This window comes from Dactylosporangium sp. NPDC051541 (assembly GCF_044454505.1).
GTDB lineage: Bacteria > Actinomycetota > Actinomycetes > Mycobacteriales > Micromonosporaceae > Dactylosporangium.
Window position 1 is genome coordinate 387469 of sequence record NZ_JBITDU010000003.1, and the last position, 24378, is coordinate 411846.

Annotated in this window: 26 protein-coding genes; 19 read left to right on the forward strand and 7 right to left on the reverse strand. The window is 71.4% G+C overall.

The annotated features are described in order from the left end of the window. Nucleotides 1–24 precede the first annotated feature (24 nt). Complete coding sequence (locus ACIA8L_RS15910; protein WP_395904875.1) at nucleotides 25–597, reverse strand: TetR/AcrR family transcriptional regulator; 573 nt, start codon at nucleotides 595–597, stop codon at nucleotides 25–27. Between the two features lie 162 nt (nucleotides 598–759). Between ACIA8L_RS15910 and ACIA8L_RS15915 the strand changes: the two genes are divergently transcribed. Together ACIA8L_RS15915 and ACIA8L_RS15920 are read left to right on the forward strand one after the other, a co-directional pair. Beyond that, nucleotides 760–2445, forward strand: coding sequence for a glycoside hydrolase family 6 protein (locus ACIA8L_RS15915; protein ID WP_395904877.1), 1686 nt, complete (start codon nucleotides 760–762; stop codon nucleotides 2443–2445). 58 nt (nucleotides 2446–2503) lie between these two features. After that, nucleotides 2504–3373, forward strand: a complete 870-nt coding sequence (locus ACIA8L_RS15920; RefSeq protein WP_395904880.1) for a hypothetical protein — start codon at nucleotides 2504–2506, stop codon at nucleotides 3371–3373. Between the two features lies 1 nt (nucleotide 3374). Here ACIA8L_RS15920 and ACIA8L_RS15925 read toward each other — a convergent pair whose 3' ends face one another. Together ACIA8L_RS15925 and ACIA8L_RS15930 are read right to left on the reverse strand one after the other, a co-directional pair. After that, on the reverse strand, nucleotides 3375–3641 hold the full coding sequence (locus tag ACIA8L_RS15925; RefSeq protein WP_395904882.1) for a GNAT family N-acetyltransferase: 267 nt from the start codon (nucleotides 3639–3641) through the stop codon (nucleotides 3375–3377). A 2-nt stretch (nucleotides 3642–3643) separates the two neighbouring features. Further along, a complete protein-coding gene (locus tag ACIA8L_RS15930; RefSeq protein WP_395904884.1) occupies nucleotides 3644–4624 on the reverse strand; it encodes a pirin family protein in 981 nt (326 codons plus the stop codon). Between the two features lie 125 nt (nucleotides 4625–4749). Between ACIA8L_RS15930 and ACIA8L_RS15935 the strand changes: the two genes are divergently transcribed. The 3 genes from ACIA8L_RS15935 to ACIA8L_RS15945 are packed head-to-tail and all read left to right on the forward strand — an operon-like array spanning nucleotide 4750 to nucleotide 5919. Then, the gene (locus ACIA8L_RS15935; RefSeq protein WP_395904886.1) at nucleotides 4750–5442 is read left to right on the forward strand and encodes an ArsR/SmtB family transcription factor; all 693 of its coding nucleotides are present in this window, start codon (nucleotides 4750–4752) and stop codon (nucleotides 5440–5442) included. A 59-nt stretch (nucleotides 5443–5501) separates the two neighbouring features. Beyond that, complete coding sequence (locus tag ACIA8L_RS15940) at nucleotides 5502–5696, forward strand: hypothetical protein (protein ID WP_395904889.1); 195 nt, start codon at nucleotides 5502–5504, stop codon at nucleotides 5694–5696. Nucleotides 5697–5706: 10 nt separating this feature from the next. Then, nucleotides 5707–5919, forward strand: coding sequence for a hypothetical protein (locus ACIA8L_RS15945; protein WP_395904891.1), 213 nt, complete (start codon nucleotides 5707–5709; stop codon nucleotides 5917–5919). A 2-nt stretch (nucleotides 5920–5921) separates the two neighbouring features. On the opposite strand, the gene ACIA8L_RS15950 is transcribed toward ACIA8L_RS15945, so the two are convergent. After that, nucleotides 5922–6857 (reverse strand): glutathione S-transferase family protein, encoded by a 936-nt coding sequence (locus ACIA8L_RS15950; RefSeq protein ID WP_395904893.1) that lies wholly within the window; start codon nucleotides 6855–6857, stop codon nucleotides 5922–5924. A gap of 128 nt (nucleotides 6858–6985) precedes the next feature. Here ACIA8L_RS15950 and ACIA8L_RS15955 point away from each other — a divergent pair, with 128 nt between their 5' ends. From ACIA8L_RS15955 to ACIA8L_RS15965, 3 genes are read left to right on the forward strand one after another with little or no spacing between them, the layout of a single operon-like run. Beyond that, complete coding sequence (locus ACIA8L_RS15955; RefSeq protein ID WP_395904896.1) at nucleotides 6986–7903, forward strand: threonine/serine dehydratase; 918 nt, start codon at nucleotides 6986–6988, stop codon at nucleotides 7901–7903. Then, a complete protein-coding gene (locus tag ACIA8L_RS15960; RefSeq protein WP_395904898.1) occupies nucleotides 7890–8435 on the forward strand; it encodes a QsdR family transcriptional regulator in 546 nt (181 codons plus the stop codon). Before ACIA8L_RS15955 ends, ACIA8L_RS15960 begins: the two co-directional genes overlap by 14 nt. Before the next feature lie 14 nt (nucleotides 8436–8449). Then, nucleotides 8450–9631: an FAD-dependent oxidoreductase gene (locus ACIA8L_RS15965; RefSeq protein WP_395906294.1), complete on the forward strand. Its 1182-nt coding sequence runs from the start codon at nucleotides 8450–8452 to the stop codon at nucleotides 9629–9631. 7 nt (nucleotides 9632–9638) lie between these two features. Here the strand turns inward: ACIA8L_RS15965 and ACIA8L_RS15970 are convergent, their stop codons facing one another. After that, nucleotides 9639–9818 carry a hypothetical protein gene (locus ACIA8L_RS15970; protein WP_395904901.1) on the reverse strand — a complete coding sequence of 60 codons (180 nt, stop codon included), beginning with the start codon at nucleotides 9816–9818 and terminating at the stop codon, nucleotides 9639–9641. A gap of 234 nt (nucleotides 9819–10052) precedes the next feature. Between ACIA8L_RS15970 and ACIA8L_RS15975 the strand changes: the two genes are divergently transcribed. From ACIA8L_RS15975 to ACIA8L_RS16010, 8 genes are all read left to right on the forward strand, one after another. Next, nucleotides 10053–10739 carry a response regulator transcription factor gene (locus ACIA8L_RS15975; RefSeq protein WP_223102380.1) on the forward strand — a complete coding sequence of 229 codons (687 nt, stop codon included), beginning with the start codon at nucleotides 10053–10055 and terminating at the stop codon, nucleotides 10737–10739. A gap of 38 nt (nucleotides 10740–10777) precedes the next feature. Further along, entirely contained in the window at nucleotides 10778–12178 is a 1401-nt protein-coding gene (locus ACIA8L_RS15980; protein ID WP_395904903.1) for a sensor histidine kinase, read from the forward strand. Between the two features lie 238 nt (nucleotides 12179–12416). Then, nucleotides 12417–14483: a ricin-type beta-trefoil lectin domain protein gene (locus ACIA8L_RS15985; protein WP_395904905.1), complete on the forward strand. Its 2067-nt coding sequence runs from the start codon at nucleotides 12417–12419 to the stop codon at nucleotides 14481–14483. Continuing rightward, nucleotides 14480–15097, forward strand: coding sequence for a hypothetical protein (locus ACIA8L_RS15990; protein ID WP_395904907.1), 618 nt, complete (start codon nucleotides 14480–14482; stop codon nucleotides 15095–15097). Before ACIA8L_RS15985 ends, ACIA8L_RS15990 begins: the two co-directional genes overlap by 4 nt. A gap of 106 nt (nucleotides 15098–15203) precedes the next feature. Then, nucleotides 15204–15449 carry a hypothetical protein gene (locus tag ACIA8L_RS15995; protein ID WP_395904909.1) on the forward strand — a complete coding sequence of 82 codons (246 nt, stop codon included), beginning with the start codon at nucleotides 15204–15206 and terminating at the stop codon, nucleotides 15447–15449. A 55-nt stretch (nucleotides 15450–15504) separates the two neighbouring features. After that, nucleotides 15505–16569 carry a LacI family DNA-binding transcriptional regulator gene (locus tag ACIA8L_RS16000; protein ID WP_395904913.1) on the forward strand — a complete coding sequence of 355 codons (1065 nt, stop codon included), beginning with the start codon at nucleotides 15505–15507 and terminating at the stop codon, nucleotides 16567–16569. Between the two features lie 332 nt (nucleotides 16570–16901). After that, entirely contained in the window at nucleotides 16902–17687 is a 786-nt protein-coding gene (locus tag ACIA8L_RS16005) for a hypothetical protein (RefSeq protein WP_395904915.1), read from the forward strand. Continuing rightward, nucleotides 17684–18511: an isocitrate lyase/phosphoenolpyruvate mutase family protein gene (locus tag ACIA8L_RS16010; protein WP_395904918.1), complete on the forward strand. Its 828-nt coding sequence runs from the start codon at nucleotides 17684–17686 to the stop codon at nucleotides 18509–18511. Before ACIA8L_RS16005 ends, ACIA8L_RS16010 begins: the two co-directional genes overlap by 4 nt. Before the next feature lie 4 nt (nucleotides 18512–18515). On the opposite strand, the gene ACIA8L_RS16015 is transcribed toward ACIA8L_RS16010, so the two are convergent. Further along, complete coding sequence (locus ACIA8L_RS16015) at nucleotides 18516–19535, reverse strand: LacI family DNA-binding transcriptional regulator (protein ID WP_395904920.1); 1020 nt, start codon at nucleotides 19533–19535, stop codon at nucleotides 18516–18518. 123 nt (nucleotides 19536–19658) lie between these two features. Between ACIA8L_RS16015 and ACIA8L_RS16020 the strand changes: the two genes are divergently transcribed. The 3 genes from ACIA8L_RS16020 to ACIA8L_RS16030 all read left to right on the forward strand — a co-directional run bounded on the left by ACIA8L_RS16020 (nucleotide 19659) and on the right by ACIA8L_RS16030 (nucleotide 22603). Further along, on the forward strand, nucleotides 19659–20357 hold the full coding sequence (locus tag ACIA8L_RS16020; RefSeq protein WP_395904922.1) for a cupin domain-containing protein: 699 nt from the start codon (nucleotides 19659–19661) through the stop codon (nucleotides 20355–20357). A gap of 30 nt (nucleotides 20358–20387) precedes the next feature. After that, complete coding sequence (locus ACIA8L_RS16025) at nucleotides 20388–21539, forward strand: Gfo/Idh/MocA family protein (protein ID WP_395904924.1); 1152 nt, start codon at nucleotides 20388–20390, stop codon at nucleotides 21537–21539. A gap of 251 nt (nucleotides 21540–21790) precedes the next feature. Continuing rightward, complete coding sequence (locus tag ACIA8L_RS16030) at nucleotides 21791–22603, forward strand: sugar phosphate isomerase/epimerase family protein (RefSeq protein ID WP_395904926.1); 813 nt, start codon at nucleotides 21791–21793, stop codon at nucleotides 22601–22603. Between the two features lie 110 nt (nucleotides 22604–22713). Here ACIA8L_RS16030 and ACIA8L_RS16035 read toward each other — a convergent pair whose 3' ends face one another. Next, a complete protein-coding gene (locus ACIA8L_RS16035; RefSeq protein WP_395904928.1) occupies nucleotides 22714–24123 on the reverse strand; it encodes a serine/threonine-protein kinase in 1410 nt (469 codons plus the stop codon). Between the last annotated feature and the right edge of the window lie 255 nt (nucleotides 24124–24378).

Consider the following 24378-nt stretch of genomic DNA (forward strand, 5'->3'; position numbering starts at 1 on the left):
CACGCCCCCGAAGTGAAAGGTCCCTCAGCCGCGCTGAAGGACAGGAATCAGCACGCCGTCGATGAGCCGGGTCACGAAGGCTTCGTCGAGCGGGCCGTTCTGCCACATGCGCCGGCTCGTCACCATCGCGTGCAACACCTCGTGCAGCAGCTCGGCCGACGTGCCCTCCGGCACCTCGCCGCGCTCCGCCGCCCGTTTGAGCATCGACTCGTACATGCTGTGCTTGGTCTCGTATGCACACCTGAACAGGACCTCGGCCAGCTCCGCGTTGTGCGTCGCCGCCGTGAGCAGCCCGGTGAACACCGCGCCGTCCGCCCCGCAGGCGGCCGTGCACACGGCGCTCAGCTGAGCGTAGAGATCACCGCGCAGGGAACCGGTGTCGAGGGGCTCCGTTGCCCCGCCGTATCGGTGCTCGACCGCCTCCATGACCAGGTCCGGCTTGCTCGGCCAGCCCCGGTAGATGGTCGCCTTGCTGGCGCGGGCCCGCGCCGCTACCGCGTCCATCGTCATCCGGTCGTAGCCCACCTCGCCGAGCAGTTCGAAGACCGCGTCGCAGATGGCGGCGCGGCGCTCCAGGTTGCCGGTCGTGATAGGCACGGGATCAACGTAACCCGTCCGGCCCACCGAAACGAAACGGTTTCGTACACCTCTTGTGTGAGGGGTGCCACACGGTAACTTTCAGCGCCGGATCCTGGTCAAAAGTGTCGCCGGTGACCGCTCCTTGACCGTCCGTTATGCACACCGCGAGCGTGTTGCGACATGAGGCGCTCACTCGCCATTGCGTGCATCGCCGTCGCCACCGCCACCGGGGGTGCGGTCATCGTGACGCAACCCGCGTTCGCCACCGCCGGCTGCACCGTGAAGTACACGATCGGCACCCAATGGCCGGGCGGCTTCGGCGCCACCGTCGAGTTCACCAACACCGGTGCCGCCCTGAACGGCTGGCGCCTCGAGTGGGACTTCGTGGCCGGACAGGGCGTCCAGCACATGTGGCAGGCCGCGCCCAGCGTCGCCGGCCTGCACGTCACGGCGAGCAACGCCTCGTTCAACGGCTCGGTGCCCTCCGGCGGGAAGGTCGTGTTCGGCTTCAACGGGTCGTGGACGACCAGCAACCCGGTGCCGGCGGTGTTCACCCTCAACGGCGTCACCTGCAACGGGGGCGGGCCCAGCGGAAGTGCGAGTGCGAGCCGGTCCGCCAGCGCCAGTGCGAGCCCGTCCGCCAGCTCCATTCCGGATGCGCATGTCGACAACCCGTTCGTGGGCGCCAAGGGGTACGTGAACGCTGACTGGTCGGCCAAGGCGGCGGCCGAGCCGGGTGGCGGCCGGGTCGCGGACACGCCGACCGCCGTGTGGATCGAGCGCATCGCCTCCGTCCCGGACGTACGCCGCCACCTCGACGCCGCCCTCGCCCAGGCGACCACCACGAAACCGGTCGTCATCCAGTTCGTCCTGTACGACCTGCCCGGCCGCGACTGCACGGCACTGACACCCACCGGCGAGCATTCGATCGACGACAACGGCCTGATCTGGTACAAGACCGAGTTCATCGACCCGATCGCGGCGATCATGGCCGACCCGAAGTACAGCCGCCTGCGCATCGTCAACCTCGTCGAGGGTGACGCCCTGGCCGACCTGATCGTCGGCGAGCACATGCCGTCCTGCAACCTGGCCGCGGCCAGTGGCGTCTACGTACAGGGCATCCAGTACGCGCTCAACAAGCTGCACCGCGCGAACATCTACAACTATCTCGGCATCGGCCACCACGGGAAGCTCGGCTGGGACACCGAGTTCGGCCCCGCCGCCACCCTGATCACCGACACCGTCCGCGCCACCACCGCCGGGCTGAGCTCGGTCGACGGGTTCGCCGACAACACCGCCGACTACGGCGCGACCACCGAGCCGTACTTCACCATCAACACCACCGTCAACGGCGTCCCGGTCCGGCAGTCCCGCTGGGTCGACTGGAACATGTTCGTCGACGAGTCCACGTACACCCAGGCCTTCCGCGCCGCCCTCATCGCCAAGGGCTTCCCCGCGACCACCGGCATGCTCATCGACACCTCCCGCAACGGCTGGGGCGGCGCCGCCCGGCCCACCGGCCCGAGCACCTCGACCTCGATGGACACGTTCGTCGACGGCAGCCGCGTCGACCGCCGCGCCTACGCTGGCAACTGGTGCAACCAGATCGGCGCCGGCCTGGGCGAACGCCCGCGCGTGAGCCCCGCCCCCGGCATCGACGCGTACGTCTGGATCAAGCCCCCGGGCGAGTCCGACGGCCCCGGCACGCCCGGTGCGGACGGCTTCACGTACATGTGCGACCCGACGTGGACCGGCAGCGGCGGCGGCTACCACCCCACCGGCGCGATGCCCGGTGCCCCGGTCCGGGGCGCGTGGTTCCCCGCGCAGTTCCAGCAACTCGTGACCAACGCCTACCCGGCGTTGTGACAAATGCGGAAAGCTCCGGTGGTACTGCGCGAGCCCGCTGCCGCCTATCGTCAGGTCCATGACAGAGCTGTCGACCGAGCGCCGCCTGTGGTCGCTCTATGAGCCCCTCCACGCGGTCAGCTACTTCGCCCCGCAGGGCCGGGCCGCGTTCGAGGAGGCCGGCGTCCGCGGATTCTGGCGGGGGTACTTCGCCGGCCGCGCCGCCCCGCTCGGACCCGTCGGCGCCGCCCCCGTCATCGCCGCGTTCTACGGCTTCGCACCGCAGATGGTCCACCGGGCCCTGCCCGACATCTGGACCCGCATCACCCCCGAGGCCGCCCTCGAAGCCCGCCTCGAAGGTGCCCGCCGCGCCCTGACCCCGGCCGTGGCCGGACTGTCCGGCATCGACGAGGCCGCGGCCCTGCTGCGGGAGGCCGCCTCCGCCGCCGAGGTCTACGGGCGCATCCTGGCCGCCGCGAACGCCGCCCAGCCGTGGCCCGGCGACGACCTCGGCACCCTCTGGCTGGCCGCGACCGTCCTGCGCGAGCACCGCGGCGACGGCCACCTGGCCGTGCTGCTGGTCGAGGGCCTCGACGGGGCCGAGGCGATGGTGTGGCGGGTGGCCCTCAACGACGGCCGCGGCCGCAAGCTGGCCCAGCCCGCCCGCGGCTGGAGCGACGAGGAGTGGGACGCCGCCCGTACCCGGCTCCACCAGCGCGGCTACCTCGACGGCGAGGGCACGGCGACGGAGAAGGCACGGTCGGCGTACAAAACCCTGGAAGAAACCACCGACCAGCTCGCCGCGCGACCGTGGCAGGTGCTCGGCCGGGACCGGACCGAGCGCCTCGCGGAGCTGCTCGCCCCGGTCGCCGAACGGATCAACGCGGAGCTCGGCCCGTTCTACCCGAACTGGATCCAGCTGCCGACGCCCGCACGGGGCGCTTCCTGACCTAGGCCAGCTCGGGGTGTTTCTTGAGGTAGGCCGCGATGAACGGGCACTGCGGCACGATCCGCCGGCCGGCGTCCTTGGCCAGGGTCAGGGCGCCGTTGGCGAGCTTGCTGCCCACGCCCTTGCCCTCGAACTGCGGCTCGACCTCGGTGTGCGTGAACACGATCTCGTCGTCGGTCGCCTTGTAATATGCCCCGCCGGCCAGCTCCCCGTCGACCCGGATCTCGAACCGGTGCCGGTCCGGGTTGTCGACCACCTGGAAATCCATGTTCAGGACGCCTCTCCGCGCACGTCGGCGTGCGCCGCGGGGATGCTGCCGAGCCGTCCGGCCTGGTAGTCCTCGAACGCCTGCGCGACCTCGGCCTTGGTGTTCATGACGAACGGACCATACATCGCGACGGGCTCCCGGATCGGCTGCCCGCCGAGGAACAGCACGTCGAGCGCGGGGTGGCTGGGGTCCTGCTTGGCGTCGGCGGTGAGGGTGACGAAGTCGCCGTCGCCGAACACGGCCAGCTGCCCGAGCCCGATCGGCCGCCCCTTGGCCCCGACGGTGCCCTTCCCGGCCATCACGTAGGCGAGCGCGTTGAAGTCCTTGCGCCACGGCAGCGTGAGCGACGCACCGGGCGAGATGGTGGCGTGCACCATGGTGATCGGCGTGTAGGTGACCCCGGGCCCGGCGTGCCCGTCGAGCTCACCGGCGATGACCCGCAGCAGCGACCCGCCGTCGGGGGAGGTGAGCAGCGAGACCTGCCCGCCCCGGATGTCCTGGTAGCGCGGTGCCACGAGCTTGTTCGCCTTGGGCAGGTTGACCCACAGCTGGAACCCGTGGAACAGCCCGCCGCTGACGACGAGGTGCTCGGGCGGCGTCTCGATGTGCAGGATTCCGGACCCGGCGGTCATCCACTGGGTGTCACCGTTGGTGATCGTCCCGCCGCCACCGTTGGAGTCGTGGTGGATGAACTCCCCGTCGATGATGTAGGTGACCGTCTCGAACCCGCGGTGCGGGTGCCAGGGCGTTCCCTTCGGCTCACCCGGCGCGTAGTCGACTTCGCCCATCTGGTCCATGTGGATGAACGGGTCGAGCGCGCGCAGGTCGACGCCCGCGAAGGCCCGGCGGACGGGGAAGCCCTCGCCTTCGTACCCCTTGGGCGCGGTCGTCACCGACACGACCGGCCGCGCCTGCGACGCGATCGGGTCGGGCGTGCCGACACGGGGCAGTGCGAGAACGTTGTCAACGGTGATCGCGGGCATTGGGAGGCCTCCAAAACTTCCGGCTCTGACGCCACCTCAAACGGTACTTGCTGAGCAAGTATTCCGCAAGTCAACAAAATCTGGGTTCGGTCCGGACCGAACGATCGGCGGGGAGGATGGGGGCTATGAGTTCCGACGCCGCTGACCTCGCTTCGCTGGCCATGCTGCTGGCCGATGAGACCCGGGCGGCCATGTGCCTGGCGCTGCTCGACGGGCGGGCGTGGACGGCGGGGGAGCTGGCCGCGCACGCCGGGGTCGCCCGGTCCACCGCGACCGAGCACCTCGATCGGCTGGTCGGCGGCGGGCTGCTGGCCGAGGAGCGGCAGGGGCGGCACCGGTACGTCCGCCTTGCCGACGCGTCCGTGGCGCACCTCATCGAGGACCTGTCCGCGCGGCTGCCGCCGCGGCCGCCGGCGCCCCGGAACCTGCGGCAGGCCACCGCGGCGGCGGCCATGAAACGGGCCAGGACCTGCTACGACCACCTGGCGGGGGAGCTGGGGGTGGCGGTCGCCGACGCCATGACGGCACGGGGGTTGCTCAACCAGCGAAGCGGGTTCGCGCTGACGGACGCGGGGCTGGCCTGGCTGACGGCCGAGGCCGGGGTCGACGCGGCGCGGTTGCAGGGGCGGCGCCGGCCGCTCGCCCGGGGGTGCCTGGACTGGACCGAGCGGCGGCCGCACCTGGCCGGTGTCGCGGGCGCGCAGCTGTGTGCGCGGTTCCTGGAGCGGCGGTGGGTGGTCCGGATCGGGTCGACGCGGGCGGTGAAGGTGACGCCGGAGGGGCGCAGCGGGCTGCGGGCGCTGCTGGGCATCGATTAGTTTCCGGAGCGCCTGGGTAGACAGCGGTCAACGCAATGACGTGACCTCTGGAGGCTGACGTGTTCGCTGTGATCGCCGCGATCCTGTTCGCGGTAGCCCTGCTGGTCGACCTGCTCGGCGCCGATACCGGGCCGATCTTCGATGCCGGGACGCTGAGCCTGGCCGGGTTCCTGTGTATCGCGCTGCACCTGGCCGGTGTGGGCGCGTGGACCTCCAGCCGCTGGGGGAACCGCCGCCGGGCCGGGCGGCGATAGGGTTCCACCCATGGACGGTGCTCTGGCGCTGCTGCTGGTCTTGAGTGTGTTCGCCGCCGTCTGCGCCGGGCTGGTCCTGCTGGCCCGGCGCATCCGGTCGCGCAATCTGCACGGCGGGCTCATGAGCGTCGCCGAGGAGCTCTACCTGCCGTCCGCGAAGCGGCTGCGCGGGGAGACGCAAGAGGTCCGCCAGGCCGAGCAGAAGTCCGGCGAGAAGCCGTAGTTCTACGCGGTCCAGGCGGACAGATCCGGGCCCTTCGGCACGACGCCGGACGGGTTCAGGTTGGCGTGGGTGCCGTAGTAGTGGCGTTTGATCTGGTCGAAGTCCACCGTTTCGCCGAACCCCGGTGTGTTGTACAGCTCCCGCGCATACCGCCACAGGTGCGGCATCTCCGCGAGCTTGTTGCGGTTGCACTTGAAATGGCCGTGGTACACGGTGTCGAACCGGACCAGCGTCGTGAACAGCCGCACGTCGGCCTCGGTGATCCGGTCGCCGAACAGGAACCGGCGGTCGGCCAGCCGGGCCTCGAGGGCGTCGAGGCGGGCGAACAGGCGCTCGTACGCCTCGTCGTAGGCCTCCTGGGTGGTGGCGAACCCGCAGCGGTACACCCCGTTGTTGACGTCCTCGAAGATGTCCTGCATCAGCTGGTCGAGCTCGGGCCGGAGGTCGGCCGGCAGCAGGCCGGGATCGCGGGTGGCCAGGGGCGCCCAGTCGGCCGAGAGGTCGAGCGTCAGCTGCGGGTAGTCGTTGGTGACGACGTGGCCGGTGACGGTGTCGACCAGCGACGGGACGGTCACCCGGCCCGCGTAGGCGGGGTCGGTCGCCGCGTAGGCCTCGGCCAGGAAACCGATGCCCAGCACCGGGTCGCGGCCGCCGTCGTCGAGGGTGAAGCGCCAGCCGCGCTCGTCGCGGATCGGATCGACCGTGGCGAGCGAGATCGCGTCCTGCAGGCCGAGCAGTCCGCGGACGATCACCGCGCGGTGCGCCCACGGGCACGCCCGCGACCAGACCAGCCGGTAACGCCCGGGCTCGAGTGGCCAGCGGCCCTGGTCGTCGGGGCCCTCGCCGGGCCCGGCCGCGGACTCGGCGGTGACCCGGCCGGTGAACCGGTTGGGCTGCCGGACGAACGCGCCGCGAGCAGAGGTCTCCGCCGTTGTCATATCACCCAGACTAGTCCGCGTGACCGTTCGTGTTGAGCGCCGTGAGCGCGGCGGAGTGGCGCATTGCACGGGGCCGCCCGCTTCGTGGCCGGCGAGGGACACCACGGTCAAGGCATAGGGTGATCGGCGTGGTGAACAGGAATGACGTGGAGGCGGCGGCCCGGCGGATCGAGGGCTACATCCGGCCGACCCCGTCATACGAGGTGCGGCCGGGCCTATGGTTCAAGCTGGAGCTGCTCCAGCACAGCGGCTCGTTCAAGGCGCGGGGCGCGTTCAACCGCATCCTCACCGCCCGCGAGGCGGGGACGCTGCCCGCGGCCGGTGTCGTCGCCGCGTCCGGCGGCAACGCGGGGCTCGGCGTGGCCTACGCGGCCGCGACCCTCGGGGTGCGGGCCGAGGTCTTCGTGCCGGTGACGGCGCCCGCGACGAAGGTGGCCCGCCTGCGGGAGCTCGGCGCGCACGTCCACCAGCACGGCCGCGAATACGCCGAGGCCTACGCCGCCTCCGCCGCCCTGGTCGCGCAGACCGGGGCGATGTTCGTGCACGCCTACGACCAGCCCGAGATCGTCGCCGGGCAGGGCACCCTCGGCCTGGAGCTGCCGCCGGCCGACACGGTCCTGGTCGCGGTCGGCGGCGGCGGGCTCATCGCCGGGGTCGCGGCCGCGATCGGCGACAAGACCCGGATCGTGGCGGTCGAGCCGGTCGGGGTGCCGACCCTGCACGCCGCGCTGGCCGCCGGAGCGCCGGTCGACGTGGGGGTGGACAGCGTCGCCGGCGACTCGCTCGGGGCCCGCCGGGTCGGTGCGATCGCGTTCGACCTCGTGGTCCGCAACAACGTCGCCAGCGTCCTGGTGAGCGACGACGCGATCGTCGAGGCCCGCCGCCGCCTCTGGCGCGAGCACCGCCTCGCCGTCGAGCACGGTGCCGCGGCCGCCCTGGCCGGCCTCGACCAGATCGACGACCCCGGCACCACGGTGGTCGTCCTGTGCGGCGCCAACACCGACCCGTCGACGCTGTACGCCGAGCCGGCGCATGCCGCCGGATGAGGTCTTCGACGCCGCGCTGCAGAAGTTCCTGGCCCAGCAGCGGGTCGACATGCGCGCCCTCGCGGCCGAGCTCGGCATCGGCCGGGCCACCCTCTACCGCCGCGCCGGCGGCCGCGACCAGGTGCTGGGCCACGTGCTGTGGTACCTCACCGACCGCAACCTGGACCGCGCCGTCCGCGCCGCCGAGGGCCGCACCGGCGCCGAACGCATCACCGCGGTCATCGGCCACTTCCTGAACACGGTCAAGGACCAGCCAAGCCTGCGCCACTTCCTGGCCACCGAGCCCGAGGCGGCGCTGCGCATCCTGACGTCCAAGCGCGGCATCGTCCAGGGCCGCGTCGTGGACCATCTCGAAGCGCTCATGCACGAGGAGATCGCGGCCGGAAACTTCTCGCCGCGGCCGGATGCCAGAACATTGGCGTTTGTACTCGTCCGAATCGGGGAGAGCTTCCTCTACGCCGACGCGATAGCCGACGGCGAGCCGGACGTCGAGGCAGCCTTGGACGTGATCGGGCGGCTGCTCTCGGGATAGGAGCGGCCATGCTGGTGAAGGCCGATGTGTGCATTGTGGGCGGCGGCCCGGCCGGACTGGTCCTGGCCCTGCTGCTGGGCCGGGCCGGCATCGACACGGTGGTCCTGGAGAAGCACGCGACGTTCCTGCGCGACTTCCGCGGCGACACCGTCCACCCGTCGACCCTGCAGCTGATGGACGAGCTCGGCCTCGGCGCCGAGCTGGCCCGGCTCCCGCACCGGATCGTGCGCGACTTCCGGATCACCTACGAAGGCGGCGGCACGTTCCGCCCGGCCGACTTCACCCGGCTCAATGTGGCGCACCCGTACATCATGATGCTGCCGCAGTGGGACTTCCTGGAGCTGCTGGCCCGGCACGGCGACTTCGCCCTGTACCGCGGCTGCAACGTCGTCGCGGTGAACCGCCGCGACCGCCGCGTCGTCGGCGTGACCGCGCAGAGCCCGGACGGCCCGGTCGAGGTCGTGGCCCCGCTGACGGTCGCCTGCGACGGGCGGCATTCGACGGTACGGCGAGATCTGGGCCTGCGATCACGTGACTTCGGCGCCCCGATCGACGTGCTGTGGTTCCGCCTGCCCCGCGAGCCGACCGATCCCGAGGGCCTGGCCGGCCGGATCGGCGCCGGCCGCCTCTTCATCGGCATCGACCGTGGCGACTACTGGCAGCTCGGCTGGGTCGTCCCCAAGGGCGGCGACCAGCGCATCCGCGCCGCCGGCCTGGAATCGTTCCGCGCCGCCATCGCCGCCGGCGTCCCGTACCTGGCCGAGCGCGTGAGCGAGTTGCGGGACTGGGACCAGATCAGCACGCTGACGGTCCGGGTCGACCGCCTGTACCGCTGGCACGTCCCCGGTGCCCTGCTGATCGGCGACGCCGCCCACGCGATGAGCCCGGTCGGCGGCGTCGGCATCAACCTGGCCATCCAGGACGCGGTGGCCGCCGCCCACGTCATCACCGCCGCGTTCGCGAAGGGCCACCCCCCGACGGACCGGGACCTGGCCGCCGTCCAGCGCCGCCGCACCTTCCCGACCGCCGGCACCCAGCTGCTGCAACGGGCCTTGCAACAGGCAGTCCTGATCCCCGCCGTGACCGGCCGCCCGCTCCGCCCACCGCTCCCGGTCCGCCTCCTCGACCGCTACCCACCCCTGCGCGCCATCCCGGCCCGCCTGCTCGGCATCGGCCTGCGCCCCGAACACGTCTGAAGGTTCGTCAGCCTCCGTCAGGCGGCCAGTCCGTGGCCGGCCGCATGACCGGGCCGTGCTCGTCCACCTGGACCATCGGCTCGGTGGCGGGCTCGGCGCTCGCGATCAGCGCGCTGGTGTCGTTGTTCAGGAACCAGTCGCCGATCTCTTCCTTGGTCATGGCCGCGAAGTAGGGCAGTTCACTCATCGTTGCTCCTTGCGAGCCAGGTCTCGAACTCGGCGGCGCTCATCGGTCTCGCGAGCACCACCCGCCACGAACCGCCCAGATAGCTTAGGGCGCGAATGACTTGTAGGGCCATAGGGCCATCTAGCGCTGCCATGAGCGGCAGGTGGGCGATGGCGCCTGGCGAAAATTAGTACATGTCGGATTCGTCCATAGACCGTGGAGACTGCGGCTGGACAGAGGCAGTACCTTCTTCGCATGGCCACGGTGCTGCTGGTTGAGGACGACCATGTCGTGCGGGGTGCTCTGTTGCGCTCCCTGACCGACCGGGGTCACACGGTGCACGCGGTCGGGACCGCTCTGGAGGCGCTGCGCCGCTTCGCCGCCGAGACGCCCGACCTGGTCGTGCTCGACCTCGGGCTGCCCGACCTGGACGGGGCGGACGCGCTGCGGATGCTGCGCGGCATCGCGGACACGCCCATCATCATCGCCACCGCCCGCGACGACGAGGCGGAGATCGTGCGGCTGCTCAAGGCGGGCGCCGACGACTACATGATCAAGCCGTTCACCTCGGCCCACCTGGACGCGCGGATGACCTCCGTGCTGCGCCGCACGGGACGGGCGAGTCGCGAGGAGCCCACCGCCATCGAGGTGGGAGGCTTGCGGGTGGACATCGGCCAGCGCCAGGCATACCTGCACGGCGAGCCGCTGACCCTGACCCGCAAGGAGTTCGACCTGCTGGCGTACCTCGCCGCCCGGCCCGGCCGGGTGGTCTCACGCCGTGAGCTGTTGGAGGAGGTATGGCGGCAACCCTCAGTGGGCGAGGACCAGACGATCGACGTGCATCTGTACTGGCTACGCCGGAAACTTGGCGAGAGCGCGTCAGCACCCAGATACCTGCACACCGTGCGGGGCGTGGGCTTCAGGTTCAGCGCCCCGGACTGAGGCGCACCCTCGCCTACGTCTCGGCGGCGGTCTCCACGATGGTGGCGCTCGCCTTCCTGATCCCGCTGGGGCTCGTCGTCCAGCAGCTCGCCCGCGAACGTGCCCTCGCGGACGCCGAACGCCAGACCGCCGTGGTCGTGGCGGTCCTCACCGTGACCACCGACGAGTTGAGCATCGAGCGGGCCATCGCCAGCACCGGCGGTCCGGCGGTCACCCGTGTCTCGGTGCACAATCTGGGCGAGTCCGGAGCCGAGATCGGCATGGGCCACGCCGCGGCCGGTGACCTCACCCGGGCCGCGGACGCCGCGGCGCCGGTCATCGCCGACGTGCCGGGCGGGGAGTCCTACCTGGAGCCGGTCGACCTGGGCGCCGGGCGCACGACCGTGGTCGAGGTGTTCATCCCCTCGTCCGAGCTGTCCAACGGGGTCGCGGGGGCCTGGTGGGCGCTCGGCGCGGTCGCGCTGGGGCTGATCATCGCCTCGGTGTGGGTGGCCGACCGGCTGGCCTCGCGGATCATCGTGTCGGCCCGGCAGCTGGCCGGGGCGGCGGGCGCGCTCAGCGAGGGGTACCTCGATGTGCGCATCGACCCGCAGGGCCCGGCCGAGCTGGCCGACGCGAGCACCGCGCTCAACCTCATGGCGGACCGGATCATGGCGCTGCTGTCCAACGAGCGCGAGCTCGTCGCCGACCTGTCGCACCGGCTGCGCACCCCGCTGACCGCGCTGCGCCTGGACGCCGAGACGCTCGACGACTCGCAGGACGCCGACCGCATCCGCGACGCGATCGCCGCGCTCGAGGTCGAGGTCGACAAGCTGATCCGGGCCATGCGCGAGCCGATCGACGCGCACTCGCCGACCCCCGACCGCGGCGAGCGGGCCGACGGGGCGGCCGCCACGACCGGCGACGAGGGCTGTGACGTGGCCGAGGTCGTCCGGGACCGGATGATGTTCTGGTCCGCAGTCGCCGGTGACCAGGAGCGCGACTGCAAGTCGATCGGCACCGACGCCCCGGCCCCGGTCAACGTGCCCAAGGGCGAGCTGGCGGCCGCGCTCGACGCGCTGATCGGCAACGTCATCCGGTACACCCCCCAAGGTGTGCCCTTCGAGGTCGCCGTCACGCGGCGGGAGGACGGTTACGTCGTGCTCCGCGTCGAGGACGGCGGCCCCGGCATCCCCGACCCGGAGCTGGCGATGCAGCGCGGCGAGAGCCAGCAGGGCTCGACCGGCCTGGGCCTGGACATCGTGAAGCGGGTCGCGATCGCCGGCAACGGCACCGTGAACATCGGCACCAGCTCGACCCTGGGCGGGGCGAGCGTGGTGATCGTCATGACGGACGCCGACCCGGCGCCGCAGGAGGAGGCCCCGCCGCCGCCGCGCTGGCTGGTCGGGCGGCTGTCCAAGGAGCCCAACGAGCGTCGATCCCGTCGCCGTCAGTCATAGGCAGACACTCGGCCATATGACGGGAACAAGTTTCATTTAGGTCTGTCTTAACTGGGTCCTTTCGAGTGGAACGCGGCCGTGCCACGTGGCTATGGTCAGCGCGTTCCCACGTGGACGCCTGGCCCTCACCCGCCTTGCCACCCTCGAAGGCCCGGCGTCCCGCGCGCGGCGCGGATCGGTACTTCTGCCCTGTGCCGATCCCCGCCGCGCGCCTCTTTTCCCTCCGGAGGACCCGAGCGTGCAAGCGCGACCCGAGAAGCCCCGCCGCCTACGCCGCATCGTGATGATCTCCGCGGTCGTCACGCTCGCCGCGGGCGCGGCCATCGCCGGAACCGGCTCCCTGTTCCACGAGAAGGACCGCGGCAACAACCCGACGGCGATCGCCCAGGTCCCGGGGAACGACCCCGACCAGGGCCTGATCTACGAGGGGCTGACGCCGGCGAAGAAGGGCGAGCCCTGCGTCGGTGGCTACGTGCTCACGGAGCGCGACCAGTGCAGCCACGGCCCGGACAAGCCGCCCGCGGGTCTGAACGTCAAGACCGTCGCCGCGCCGATCGCCGGCGCGACTAAGGACGACCTGCCGGCGGTCGACACCGCCGCGGTACCGCAGGAGCAGACGGTCCTGGCCGACGAGAACGTCGCCGAGGGCGCCACGGACGGCTTCGCGGTACTCCCGGACGCGGTCGCCGCCGACGGCACCGCCAACTTCACGATCGGCGCCAGCGGCGTGGCCTGCGACGGCGACGGCGTGACCGGCAAGCGCGTCCAGGTCCTCTACGTGCGCGACGTCAACACGGCCAGCCAGTTCGCGAAGTACTTCGAGTCCTTCCGGACCTGGTCCGCCGGGGTCGACACGATCTACAACGCCAGCGCCCAGGAGACCGGCGGCGAGCGCCACGTGCGCTTCGTGACCACCGCCGACTGCAAGGTCGACGTGCGCGAGGTCGAGCTGCCGGCCGGCGGCCTGGCCACTTTCGACGCCACGATCAACGGCCTCAAGGCGCTCGGCTACAACCGCACCGACCGCAAGTACATGATCTTCGGCGACTCCAAGGTCTACTGCGGCATCGGCACCTGGGCCGGCGACACCCAGGCGGGCGTCAACAACCGCAGCAACGGCGGGCCCGGCTACGGCCGCAGCGACAGCGGCTGCTGGGCCGCCTCCGTCGCCGCCCACGAGCTCGGCCACAACCTCGGCGCGGTCAACAACAACGCCCCGAACTCCAGCAAGCACGGGCACTGCGTCGACGAGAACGACCTCATGTGCTACGAGGACGCCGACGGCGTCGTGATGCAGTTCAAGTGCGGCACCAAGACTGAGCGCAGCCACGACGTGCGCCTGGACTGCAACCACGACGACTACTACAACACCAACCCGAGCCCGGGCAGCTACCTCGCGAACAACTGGAACGTGGCCAACAACCAGTTCCTGATCTCCGGTGGCGCGTCCACGCCGCCGCCGACCCCGACGCCGACGACGGCCGCCCCGACGCCGACGAAGACGACCGCTTCGCCGACGCCGACGAAGACCACGTCCTCTCCGACGCCGACGCCGACCACCGCTTCGCCGACCCCGACGAAGACGGGCACGGCCACGCCGACGCCGACCCCCACGCCCACCAAGACCTCCACCGGTGGTCTGAAGGAGCTGCGGACCAGTGCTGTCGATGCGACCTCTGTACGTCTGTCCTGGGACGGTGCCGGGGCGGGCACCCGCTATGCCGTCCTCGTCAACGGCCGTACCATCGGCCGGGTGGCGGCAACCAACGTCCGGATCGTCGGCCTGCGCCCCGACACCGATTACCAGATCGGGATTTCGGTCGCGAAGAACGGCACCCTGACCCAGTTCACCAACACGGTCGCGGTGCACACGGCCACGGCGAACACCCCGGCCGTCGGCGCCTGGACGGTGTTCGGCAACAGCCTCACCGGCGGTGCGGTCGACGTCTTCGGCGCCCGCCGCGCGGCCGGCACGCCGGCGATCCTGTACAGCCGGCACAACGGCGCCAACCAGCAGTGGAAGCTCGAGCAGACCGGCAATGCGTTCATCGTCCGCTCGAAGGCGACCAACGAGTGCCTGAGCACGGCCGGTGACAAGGACGCGGCCGGCGCCACGGTGGTGCAGACGGACTGCGGCACGGCGCTCAAGTGGACGGTCACCAAGACCGACTACGGCATGGCCCTCACCTCGCCGTCCGGCCTGGTGGTCGGCGTGAGCAACAACGAGTACTTCGGCAGCCGCCTCCTGGTGCTGCAGAAGGCCTCCGGCGCGAAGTACCAGAGCTGGGTGCCCCAGCAGGTATGACGCACCCCCTGAACGACCGTCCCGGCCCGGCGCCCCTGTGGCGCCGGGCCGCGGCGTGCGTGGTGGCGACGCTGATCGCCGTGCTCGGCTTCGCGAACCCGGCGGCCGCGCACGGCGGTGTCGTGCTGACCCTGCACGGTGACGGGGCCGGCTCGGTCTGGGTCACCGCCGTCTGGGAGGACGGCCACCCGGTCACCGAGCCGATCGGCATGACGATGCTGGCGACGTCCGGCACCGGCCAGCGCGTCGGCCCGGCCGCGCTCAAACGCAACGGCGACGCGGTGACGTACACCGGAACCCTGACCCCCGGCGATTGGACCGTCGTCGCCGACATGGGCACCCCGGCGATCGGCCGCTGCGAGGGCGTCCTGCACGTGGCGGCGGCCGGCGCGACCCCGGCCCCCGATGAGAAGACCTGCGCCCCGCCACCCGCCTCGGCTTCCCCGGCCCCGCAGCCGTCTTCTTCTTCCTCATTGTCCTGGCTGTGGTACTCCCTGGGCGCGATCGGCGTGCTGGGCGTTCTCGCGCTGCTGTTCCTCCGCCCGTCCAAGCAACGCCCCAAGCCCGCGCGTTCGTCCCGCGGCTCGTCGTCCTCGCGCTCGAAACGGCGCTGACCAGCCTCTTTCGTCGCTTTACCGATATAGACTTGACCGGTACAGCGGGTCGGGTCTACTGTCCTTTTACAGGCAGGTTTACCGGTACAGACGGAGGAGATCCGCGATGAGTACGTTCCCGTTCGCCATGATCGTGTCCCAGTCCGCCCTCTCGGAGCAGTACGGCTCCGCGTGGAACGGCGAGCAGTTCGAGTACCACAGCGCCCTGCCCCACGCCCCGGTGATGGTCCACGACATAGCGGTGCGCCCACCCCGCGCCTACCGCACCCGGGCCGCCCTGGCCGCGACCCTGCGCCGGGCCGCCGAGGTGGTGTCCCCGGCCCCGGCGGTGCGTTCGCGGCCGGCGCGTTAAGGTTCTGCGGGGAGTGCACAAATATCGACAATGGGGAGGCGCTGCGGTGGGAAGGGTGACCCTGCAGACGATCGCCGACCGGGTCGGTGTGAGCCGGATGACGGTCTCCAACGCGTTCTCCCGCCCCGACCAGCTGTCCCCGACCCTGCGCGACCGGATCCTGGCCGTCGCCGACGAGCTCGGCTACGTCGGCCCCGACCCGGCCGCGCGGGCCCTCGCGCGCGGCACCACCGGCGCCGTGGGCATCCTGCTCACCGACTCGCTGAGCCAGGCCTTCGGCGACGAGGTGGCCACCACGTTCCTGGGTGCCATCGCCGACGAACTGGCCCCGACCGGCCTGGGCCTGACGCTGCTGACCACCAACCAGGCCGGCAGCGTCATCCCGGCCCGGGACGTGGCCATGGACGGCGCTCTGGTCTACTCGTGCGACCCGGAGAACACCGGCGTCGAGTGGCTCGTGCGCCGCAAGATCCCCCTGGTCTTCATCGACCAGACCCCCGCCGAGGGCATCCCCGCCGTCAACGTCGACGACCGCGCCGGCGCCCGCGCCGCCGCCCAGCACGTGGTCGACCTGGGCCACCGCCGGGTAGCCGTGGTCACCTCGGGCGTCCGCGGCCGCCACGGCCTGATCGGCCCCGACAACACCGGCGACATCATCGACGGCTACGTGGCCGCCCAGCGCCTCTCCGGTTGGCTGGACGCCCTGACCCCGGCCGGCATCAGCCCCGCCATCGCCCGCGAGCCGCACGGCGACCCCGACTCGGGCTACCGCGCCGCCCGCCGCCTCCTGGACGCCCCCAACCCCCCGACGGCGATCGTGTGCTTCTCCGACGCCCTGGCCCAGGGCGTCATGGGCGCCGCCGTGGACGCCGGCCTGTCCGTCCCCGACGACCTCTCGGTGGTCGGCTTCGACGACAGCCCCGCCGCCGCCCGCATGCGCCCCCCACTGACCACCGTCCGCCAGGACATCCTGGCCAAGGGCCACGCCGCCGCAGCCGCCCTGACCCAGGCCATCGAGGCCGCCCGCGTCGGCGAACCCCCCGCCGCCGAACACCTCCGCCTCCCGGCCGACCTGATCGTCCGAGCCAGCACCGCTGTGCCTCCAACAGCAGGTGGGTAGACGAGCCTCCACCACACCCCTCACAATCCACGCCGCTAGGTCACGGCCTCAAAGGGGCTGCGCCACAATCCGCGCTGTGTCTCCCAAAAAGCAGGTGGGGAGACGAGCCTCCACCACACCCCTCACAATCCACGCCGCTAGGTCACGGCCTCAAAGGGGCTGAGCCCAAATCCGCGCTGTGTCCCATCTTGCGGGAGAACGGCCTCACGAACGCGACCTCGATCTCGTTCATCCCCCACTGCTGCCTGGACGCCGGTCGCGTCCAGGGGCCGGACGGTTCGGCCGCCGCCGAACGATCGAGGTCATAGCGTGAGGCCATGCTTTCCTTCCCAGTGCCGGAGCCGGACCCGGCGTCGAATGGCATCGGCTGGCTGCGGGCAACGGTCAGCCGCTTCGCCAACGGCCCGGTCCACGCCCGCCGCCGCGCCATCGTCGAGGAGTTGGTCGCCGGCGTCGACCCCGGCGACCTGCGCCGGCCGTACGCCGGGCATCCGGTCGCGCCGCTGGCCCGGGCGCTGGGTGTCACGGAGCCGGCGATCGTGAACGTCGTTGCGGATGTCCGGGTGGCGGCCGCGGCGTACCAGACGGGGGACACCGCGGCCGACCCCGCGGTCGACCGGCTCGTGTCGGTGTTCGGCGGCCGGTACGACGAAGCGACGGCCGCGCACATCCAGTTGCTCGTCCAGGCCTGCGACGCCACCGCGAGCCTGATCGAACGCACCCGGACGCGCATGTCCGGCGAGCGTGCGCGAACGCACACCCGGGACGAGCGTGCGCGAACGCATACCCCGGACGAGCGTGCGCGAACGCACACGTCGGACGAGCGTGCGCGAACGAACACCCGGGACGAGCGCGCGCGAACGCATAACCCGGACGAGCGTGCGCGAACGCACACGTCGGACGAGCGTGCGCGAACGAACAGCCGGGACGAGCGTGCGCGAATGAGCACGGTGGACGAGGTCTTGCGCGACGATCCGCCCGTGCTCGCCACCCGTCGGGTCGATCCGGACGGCAATGTTGTCGCGGTTTCGCTGTCCGGGATGCCGTTCGGTGCGGGTCCGCGCGCGTGTCCCGGTCGCGAGTTGGCCATGGCGCTCGTGGAAGGGGCGCTGCGGTGAGCCCGGATGGGGTGGGCGGGGATGCGGTGAGCGGGGATGCGGTGAGCCCGGATGCGGTGGGCGGGGAAGCGATGGGCGGGGATGCGGTGAGCCCGGATGCGGTGGGCGGGTTCGCGCACCTGCATGTGGCCGGACGCCCGCTGATCCTGCCCAATGTATGGGATGTCGCCGGAGCCCGGGCCTTGGCCGCCGCCGGGTTCGCCGCGGTCGGGACCACGAGTCTCGGTGTCGCCGCCGCGCACGGCATGCCCGACGGCGAGGACGCGAGCGTGGGCCAAACCATCGCGCTCGTCGCTCGCCTGGCCGGGCTGCCGATCCACGTTACCGCCGACATCGAGCGCGGCTCCGTCGCCAGTGCGGTGGCCGCCGCGGAGGCCGGGGCGGCCGGAGTGAACATCGAGGACGGTTACGGCGATCCCGACGTGCACGCCAAACTTGTCCGCGACATCAAACGCGCAGCGCCTGGGCTGTTCGTCAATGCGCGAACGGACACGCACTGGCTGCGCGCGGGCGACATAAGCGAAGCGATTCGACGCATCCAGATGTATCGCGACGCCGGTGCCGACGGCGTGTTCGTGCCCGGCGTGCGCGAACCTGCCGACATCGCGCAACTTGCGGCGGCGACCGAGGCGCCGCTGAACGTGCTCGCGCTACCGGACGGGCTCACCGTCGCGGAGCTGGCCGCGCTCGGCGTGGCGCGGATCAGCGTGGGGTCCCTGCTGTTCCGGGCCGCGCTCGCTGCGGTGGTGGAGACGGCTCTGGCAGTACAAAGGAATCAGGCGGTCAGAAAGGATCTTCCGACCTATCGGGACGTCAACCCTTGACGGTTCAGGCGGGCAGCGGGCGGGTGCTTTCGCGGCGGATCAGGGTGGCCTGGGCCGGTTCGATCCGCGGGGCGTCCGTGTTGTGGGTGTCCAGGGCCATCGACATTGCGCGGGCGCCCATCTCGGCCAAGGGGAGGCGGACCGTGGTCAGGGGCGGGGTCACGTCGCGGGCGATCGGCATGTCGTCGAAGCCGATGAGCGAGATCTGGTCCGGCACGGTGATGCCGCGGGCCCGCAGGGTGCTCAGCGCGCCGACCGCCATCTGGTCGTTGAGGGCCACGACGGCGGTCAGGTCGGGGGAGGAGTCCAGCAGCGCGGTGATCGCCTCGGCGCCCCCGTCGCGGTCGAAGCCCGCGTATGCCACCCGCCGGGCCGGGACCGTGCCCCGGAACTCGCGGGCGGCCCGGCGCAGACCGGCCAGGCGGTCCGTGGTCGTGGTGAGCACTTTCGGGCCCGCGATGACGCCGACCTTGCGGTGGCCGCTGCCGAACAGTTCGCAGCCGGCCAGGTAGCCGCCCTCTTCATTGGCCGGCATCACCGCGTCGCCGGGCAGCTCGTGGCGGCCGATGACGCTGACCCGGCCGCCGGTGCGGGTGTATGCGGCGAGTTTCGCCTTGAGGGCCTTGGTGAAGGCGGCGTCGTGGTACCCGGAGCCGGCGAGGACGATCGCGGCGACCTGCTGGGCCCGGAGCAGTTCGACGTACTCCAGCTCGCGGGCCGGGTCGCGGTAGCTGTTGCAGATGATGACCAGCCGGCCGTGCGTGGTGGCGACCTGCTGCAGGCCGCGGGTGATCTCGGCGAAGTAGGGGTCGGAGACGTCGTGCACGATCACGCCGACCGCGGTGCGCTGGGCCCGGGCCAGGAGCTGGGCGTGCGCGTTGGGCACGTATTGCAGCTCGTCGACGGCTCGCAGTACCCTCGCCCGCAATTCGTCTGTAACGAGTTTCGTGCTGCCGCTGATGATCCGGGAGGCCGTTGCCGGTGACACACCCGCGCGGCGGGCTACGTCGGCGAGCGTTGCCATCGCGATGACCCCTATCTGTCCATCTCACCGTTGAACGGGCCGCGGCGACAACTTTGTGCATTGACCCGTGCTCAGCGTACCGGCTAGCCTCAGGAAAGCGGTTTCCTGCACTGGGGGTACGCCATGAAATCCTATTTGCCGGGCGCGGTCGGCGTGTCCCGCCTATCCGTGTATGACACCACTGCACCCGACGGGCTGCACGGTGGCACGCCGCACATGCATCTCACATGCTCCGAGGGGTACGTCGTGATCGCCGGCGAAGGCCATGTGCAGACGCTGTCCGGGGAGGGGTACCGCGAGACGCCGCTCAAGCCCGGAACGGTCGCCTGGTTCCGGCCGGGCACCATTCACCGGCTCGTCAATGAAAACGGCTTGCAGCTGGTGGTGCTCATGCAGAACGCGGGGCTGCCGGAGGCCGGCGACGCGGTACTGACGTTCCCCGTGGACGTACTGGGCGACCCGGACCGCTACACCGCCGCGGCCACGCTGCCCGGCGGCCCCGACCCCGGCCCCGCGTACCGCCGCCGCGACCTGGCCGTCACCGGTTTCCTCGCGATGCGCGCGGCCGGGCCGAAAGCGTTTACCGAGTTCTGCCGCGCGGCCGCCGCGATCGTCGCCCCGAAGCTCGGCGACTGGCGCCGGCGCTGGGAGACCGGCCCGCTCGAGGTGGCGCTGGAGACCGGCCGCCAGCTCGACGCCCTGGAGAAGTCCGACGTCGCCCACCTGGCCGGTGGCGGCATCGAGGTGCTGGCGAAACCCACCGAGTCCGGCAAGCACGGCATGTGCGGCCTGCTCGAGACCTATATCCCTGTTTCTGATTGACCTCCCAGTTTTTCCGCGTAAAGGAGTCTCGTGAACCGCGTTCCGATCGGCATTGTCCTCAACGGCGTGACCGGCCGCATGGGGTACCGCCAGCACCTCGTCCGCTCGCTGCTGGCCATCCGGGAGGAGGGCGGCCTGCCCGCCGGTGACGGCCGCCGCATCTGGCCCGAGCCGATCCTGGTCGGGCGCAACCCGGCCAAGCTGCAGGAGATCGCCGAGCGGCACGGCCTCACCGACTGGACCACCGACCTCGACGCGGCCCTGGCCCGCGACGACGTCCAGATCTACTTCGACGCCCAGGTGACCCAGCAGCGCGAGAAGGCCATTCGCGCCGCGATCGAGGCCGGCAAGCACATCTACACCGAGAAGCCCCTGGCCGATGACACCGCGGCCGCCGTCGACCTTTATCGCGCGGCCGTCGCCGCCGGGGTCAAGCACGGCGTGGTGCAGGACAAGCTGTTCCTGCCCGGCCTGCGCAAACTGGCCCGGCTCGTGGAGGGGGGCTTCTTCGGCCGCATCCTGTCCGTCCGCGGCGAGTTCGGCTACTGGGTCTTCGAGGGCGACTGGCAGACGGCCCAACGCCCGTCCTGGAACTACCGGTCCCAGGACGGCGGCGGCATCGCCGTCGATATGTTCCCCCATTGGCAGTACGTCCTGGAGCGCATCTTCGCGCCGGTCCGCTCGGTGCAGGCGACCATCGTGACCCACATCCCGTCGAGGGTCGACGAGGCCGGCGCCGTGTACGAGGCGACCGCCGACGACGCGGCCTACGGCACGTTCGAACTCGAGGGCGGGATCGTCGCGCAGGTCAACTCGTCGTGGGCGGTCCGGGTGTACCGCGACGAACTGGTCGAGTTCCAGGTCGACGGCACCCACGGCAGCGCGGTCGCGGGCCTGCGTGAATGCCACATCCAGCACCGGGCGGCGACCCCGAAGCCGGTGTGGAACCCGGACCTGCCGGCCACCGAGCAGTTCCGCGCGCAGTGGCAGCGGGTGCCGGACAACGAGGAGTTCGACAACGGCTTCAAGGTGCAGTGGGAGCAGTTCCTGCGCCACGTCGTCGACGATGCCACCTTCCCGTGGGACTTCGCCGCCGGCGCCCGCGGCGTCCAGCTGGCCGAGCTGGGCCTGGAGTCCGCCCGCACCGGCCGCCGCATCGAGATCCCGTCGCTGGACCTGTAAGGCTCGGCAAGCCGGACTTAACCGAAACATCCGATATATCCGTTGCGGAGCGGCGGACATATCGCGCACAAGGCGCGCGTTCGCAAGTGTTCATTCGTGCAAGACGCGTGCGCGAGCGTGCGTTCGAACGTGGCCGTGTGCGTCTGGGCTTGCGCGTTCGGCTTCGGTCCGCGCAGGTGGCTGTGCGTGTGTGAACGATCGTGCCCGTCGCATCATCGCGGCGGGCACGTACCGACTGAGAGGCAGTACCGATGAGTGACCTGTCCCGGTTCTCGTTGAACCAGGCCACGACCAAACGCTGGCCCATGGAGGAGACCGTTGCCGGGTGTGTGGCTGCGGGGGTACCCGGGATCGGGCTCTGGCGGGACCAGGTCGACGAGCTCGGGGTGGAGCGGACGGCGGCGCTCGTGCGGGCGGCCGGGCTGCGGGTGACCACGCTGTGCCGCGGCGGGTTCTTCACCGTGGACGGGTGGTTCGACGACAACCGGCGGGCGATCGACGAGGCGGTGGCGCTCGGGGCACCGGTGCTCGTGCTCGTGAGCGGGGGGCTGCCGGCCGGGAGCCGGGACGTCGACGGGGCGCGGCGGATCGTTGCCGACGCCATCGGGGAACTCGTGCCGTATGCGCGGGCGGCGGGAGTACAACTGGCGATTGAGCCTTTGCATCCGATGTTCGCGTCGGACCGTTGTGTGATCGCCACGCTCGGTAATGCTCTGGACATCGCGGAGGAGTTCCCGGCGGCGGCGGTCGGCGTCGCGATCGACACGTATCACCTCTGGTGGGACGACCAGGTGTGGGTGCAGTTGGCGCGGGCCGGTGCGGCCGGGCGGATCGCGTGTTTCCAGGTGGCGGACTGGATCACGCCGCTGCCGGAGGGGGTGCTGCTGGGGCGGGGGCTGCCGGGCACCGGGTGTGTGGAGCTGCGGCGGTTCCGGGAGGCGGTGGATGCGGCCGGTTACAGCGGGCCGATCGAGGTCGAGGTGTTCCACGAGGACGTGTGGTCGAGGCCCGGCGCGGACGTCCTTGCGGACAGCATCAAGGGGTACCTCGAGCACGTCGTCTGAAATGGCCCGTCCTGCACACGGCCGGCGAGAACCGCGCGCGACACGGGCCATCGATAAACCGGCGTGACGTTGCTCGCCACGCCGGCGGTCGGCCGAAAAGTGGCCGGCCGTTACGGGACCAGCGGGACCTGGTTGCCGTCCGGCGGGGTCTCCGTGGTGGGGCCGGCGGTGGTCGGGCCGGCCGTCGTCGGGTCGGGCGTGTCCGTGACCGGCGGCGGGCCGGTGGTCGTCGCCGTGGTGATGACCACCACCGGGGACGTGGTGGTCGGGTGGCCGACCGGGCCTTCGACCGTCTTGGTCGGGGCCGGGGGCTGGGCGGCGTTGGTCGGGTTGCCGATCCTGGTCTCGGTCGCGCCGCCGTTGGGGCGCCCGCCGTTGCCGCCGACGACCGACGTGATCGGGGCCGGCTGCTGGGACAGGTCGGTGGTGACCTCGCCGCCGGTGTTGCCGTGGTGAGTGTCGCCGCCGGGGTTGCCGCCCATCAGGTCGGACGTGGTCTCGGCGGCCGCGAAGACGAGGGCGAGGGCCATCGGCACGGCGATCGCCATCGACGTGACGCGGCGACGTGACAGCTGGGCGGGTCCGCGCAGCCATCGACGCTGGACCGGTACCGTCGCCGCTTCCAGGTCGTCAATGGCCAGGCCCAGGAGCAGCTGCCGCGCGTCCGGACGGTCCAGTGGGTCCCGGCTGAGCGCGGCCGCCACCAGGTCGCGGACCGGGTCGGGGATGCCGCTGAGGTCGGGTTCGCCCTCGAGGATCTTCCAGGCGCGGGCCGCGGCCTCCTCGCCGCCGTAGGGGTGCCGGCCGGTCGCGGCGAACGCGACGAGGCAGCCCCAGCCGAAGATGTCCATCGCGGCGGTCGGTTCCTCGGCCCGCAGCTGCTCGGGGGAGGCCCAGCCGAGGCTGCCGACGATGTTGCCGGTGCCGGTGATGTCGCTGGCCGCGTCGAGGGCGCGGGCGATGCCGAAGTCGATGATCCGCACGCCACCGAGCGTGACCATGAGGTTGCTCGGCTTGAGGTCGCGGTGGACGAGGCCGACGTTGTGGATGGCCGCGAGAGAGGCGGCGACGCCGAGCGCGACGCTGTGCAGCATGGCCGGGTCGAGGGGGCCGTCGTCGGCGACGAGGCGGGACAGCGGAATGCCTTCGAGGTATTCCGTGACCAGGTATGGCCGCTCCTCGAACACCCCCGAGTCGAGGACCCGGGCGGTGCAGAAACCGGGCACGCGCTGGGCCGCGCGGACCTCGCCGGCGAACCGCACCCGGAAGCGGGGGTCGCGGGCCAGGTGCTGGTGGACGAGCTTCACCGCGACGCGGGTGCCCTCGGGGGACTGGGCCAGGTAGACGGTGCCCATGCCGCCGACGCCGAGCTGGCCGAGCAGCCGATAGTCGTCGATGCGGATCGGGTCGTTGGCGTTGAGGTCGCCGACGGTGGCGCGCCGGGACGGCGTGGCCGAGCGCAGCGGCAGGTCCGGCGGGCCGGACTCACCGGCGTCGTCGTGCTTGCCTGCCTCGGTCATCGGGGTCCTTCCACGCTCGTCAGAGGTCGTCCGGGTCATGGCTGTTCCCCAGCAGTCTGGTCCCTTCGCCGAGCGTTGAAAAGACCGCGCTGTATGCATCAGTCGTGCCCGTTCGGACACCTTTCGGGGGACACAGGCCAGGTTCCGGCACCGACCCGAACATTAGTCCAGCGGAGCGCGAATCTCCGCGCCGGAGGTCACACCGTTATGCCACTGTTCCGGTGTTCTTCCAACGACTCGAAGCCGGAAAAATGA

Bases quoted from the DNA above. Each gene is read 5' to 3' on its own strand.
- ACIA8L_RS15915 (WP_395904877.1), top strand. From the start codon at position 760: ATGAGGCGCTCACTCGCCATTGCGTGCATCGCCGTCGCCACCGCCACC.
- ACIA8L_RS15920 (WP_395904880.1), top strand. From the start codon at position 2,504: ATGACAGAGCTGTCGACCGAGCGCCGCCTGTGGTCGCTCTATGAGCCC.
- ACIA8L_RS15925 (WP_395904882.1), bottom strand. From the start codon at position 3,641: ATGGATTTCCAGGTGGTCGACAACCCGGACCGGCACCGGTTCGAGATC.
- ACIA8L_RS15930 (WP_395904884.1), bottom strand. From the start codon at position 4,624: ATGCCCGCGATCACCGTTGACAACGTTCTCGCACTGCCCCGTGTCGGC.
- ACIA8L_RS15935 (WP_395904886.1), top strand. From the start codon at position 4,750: ATGAGTTCCGACGCCGCTGACCTCGCTTCGCTGGCCATGCTGCTGGCC.
- ACIA8L_RS15945 (WP_395904891.1), top strand. From the start codon at position 5,707: ATGGACGGTGCTCTGGCGCTGCTGCTGGTCTTGAGTGTGTTCGCCGCC.
- ACIA8L_RS15950 (WP_395904893.1), bottom strand. From the start codon at position 6,857: ATGACAACGGCGGAGACCTCTGCTCGCGGCGCGTTCGTCCGGCAGCCC.
- ACIA8L_RS15960 (WP_395904898.1), top strand. From the start codon at position 7,890: ATGCCGCCGGATGAGGTCTTCGACGCCGCGCTGCAGAAGTTCCTGGCC.
- ACIA8L_RS15970 (WP_395904901.1), bottom strand. From the start codon at position 9,818: ATGAGTGAACTGCCCTACTTCGCGGCCATGACCAAGGAAGAGATCGGC.
- ACIA8L_RS15975 (WP_223102380.1), top strand. From the start codon at position 10,053: ATGGCCACGGTGCTGCTGGTTGAGGACGACCATGTCGTGCGGGGTGCT.
- ACIA8L_RS15980 (WP_395904903.1), top strand. From the start codon at position 10,778: ATGGTGGCGCTCGCCTTCCTGATCCCGCTGGGGCTCGTCGTCCAGCAG.
- ACIA8L_RS15990 (WP_395904907.1), top strand. From the start codon at position 14,480: ATGACGCACCCCCTGAACGACCGTCCCGGCCCGGCGCCCCTGTGGCGC.
- ACIA8L_RS15995 (WP_395904909.1), top strand. From the start codon at position 15,204: ATGAGTACGTTCCCGTTCGCCATGATCGTGTCCCAGTCCGCCCTCTCG.
- ACIA8L_RS16015 (WP_395904920.1), bottom strand. From the start codon at position 19,535: ATGGCAACGCTCGCCGACGTAGCCCGCCGCGCGGGTGTGTCACCGGCA.
- ACIA8L_RS16020 (WP_395904922.1), top strand. From the start codon at position 19,659: ATGAAATCCTATTTGCCGGGCGCGGTCGGCGTGTCCCGCCTATCCGTG.
- ACIA8L_RS16030 (WP_395904926.1), top strand. From the start codon at position 21,791: ATGAGTGACCTGTCCCGGTTCTCGTTGAACCAGGCCACGACCAAACGC.
- ACIA8L_RS16035 (WP_395904928.1), bottom strand. From the start codon at position 24,123: ATGACCGAGGCAGGCAAGCACGACGACGCCGGTGAGTCCGGCCCGCCG.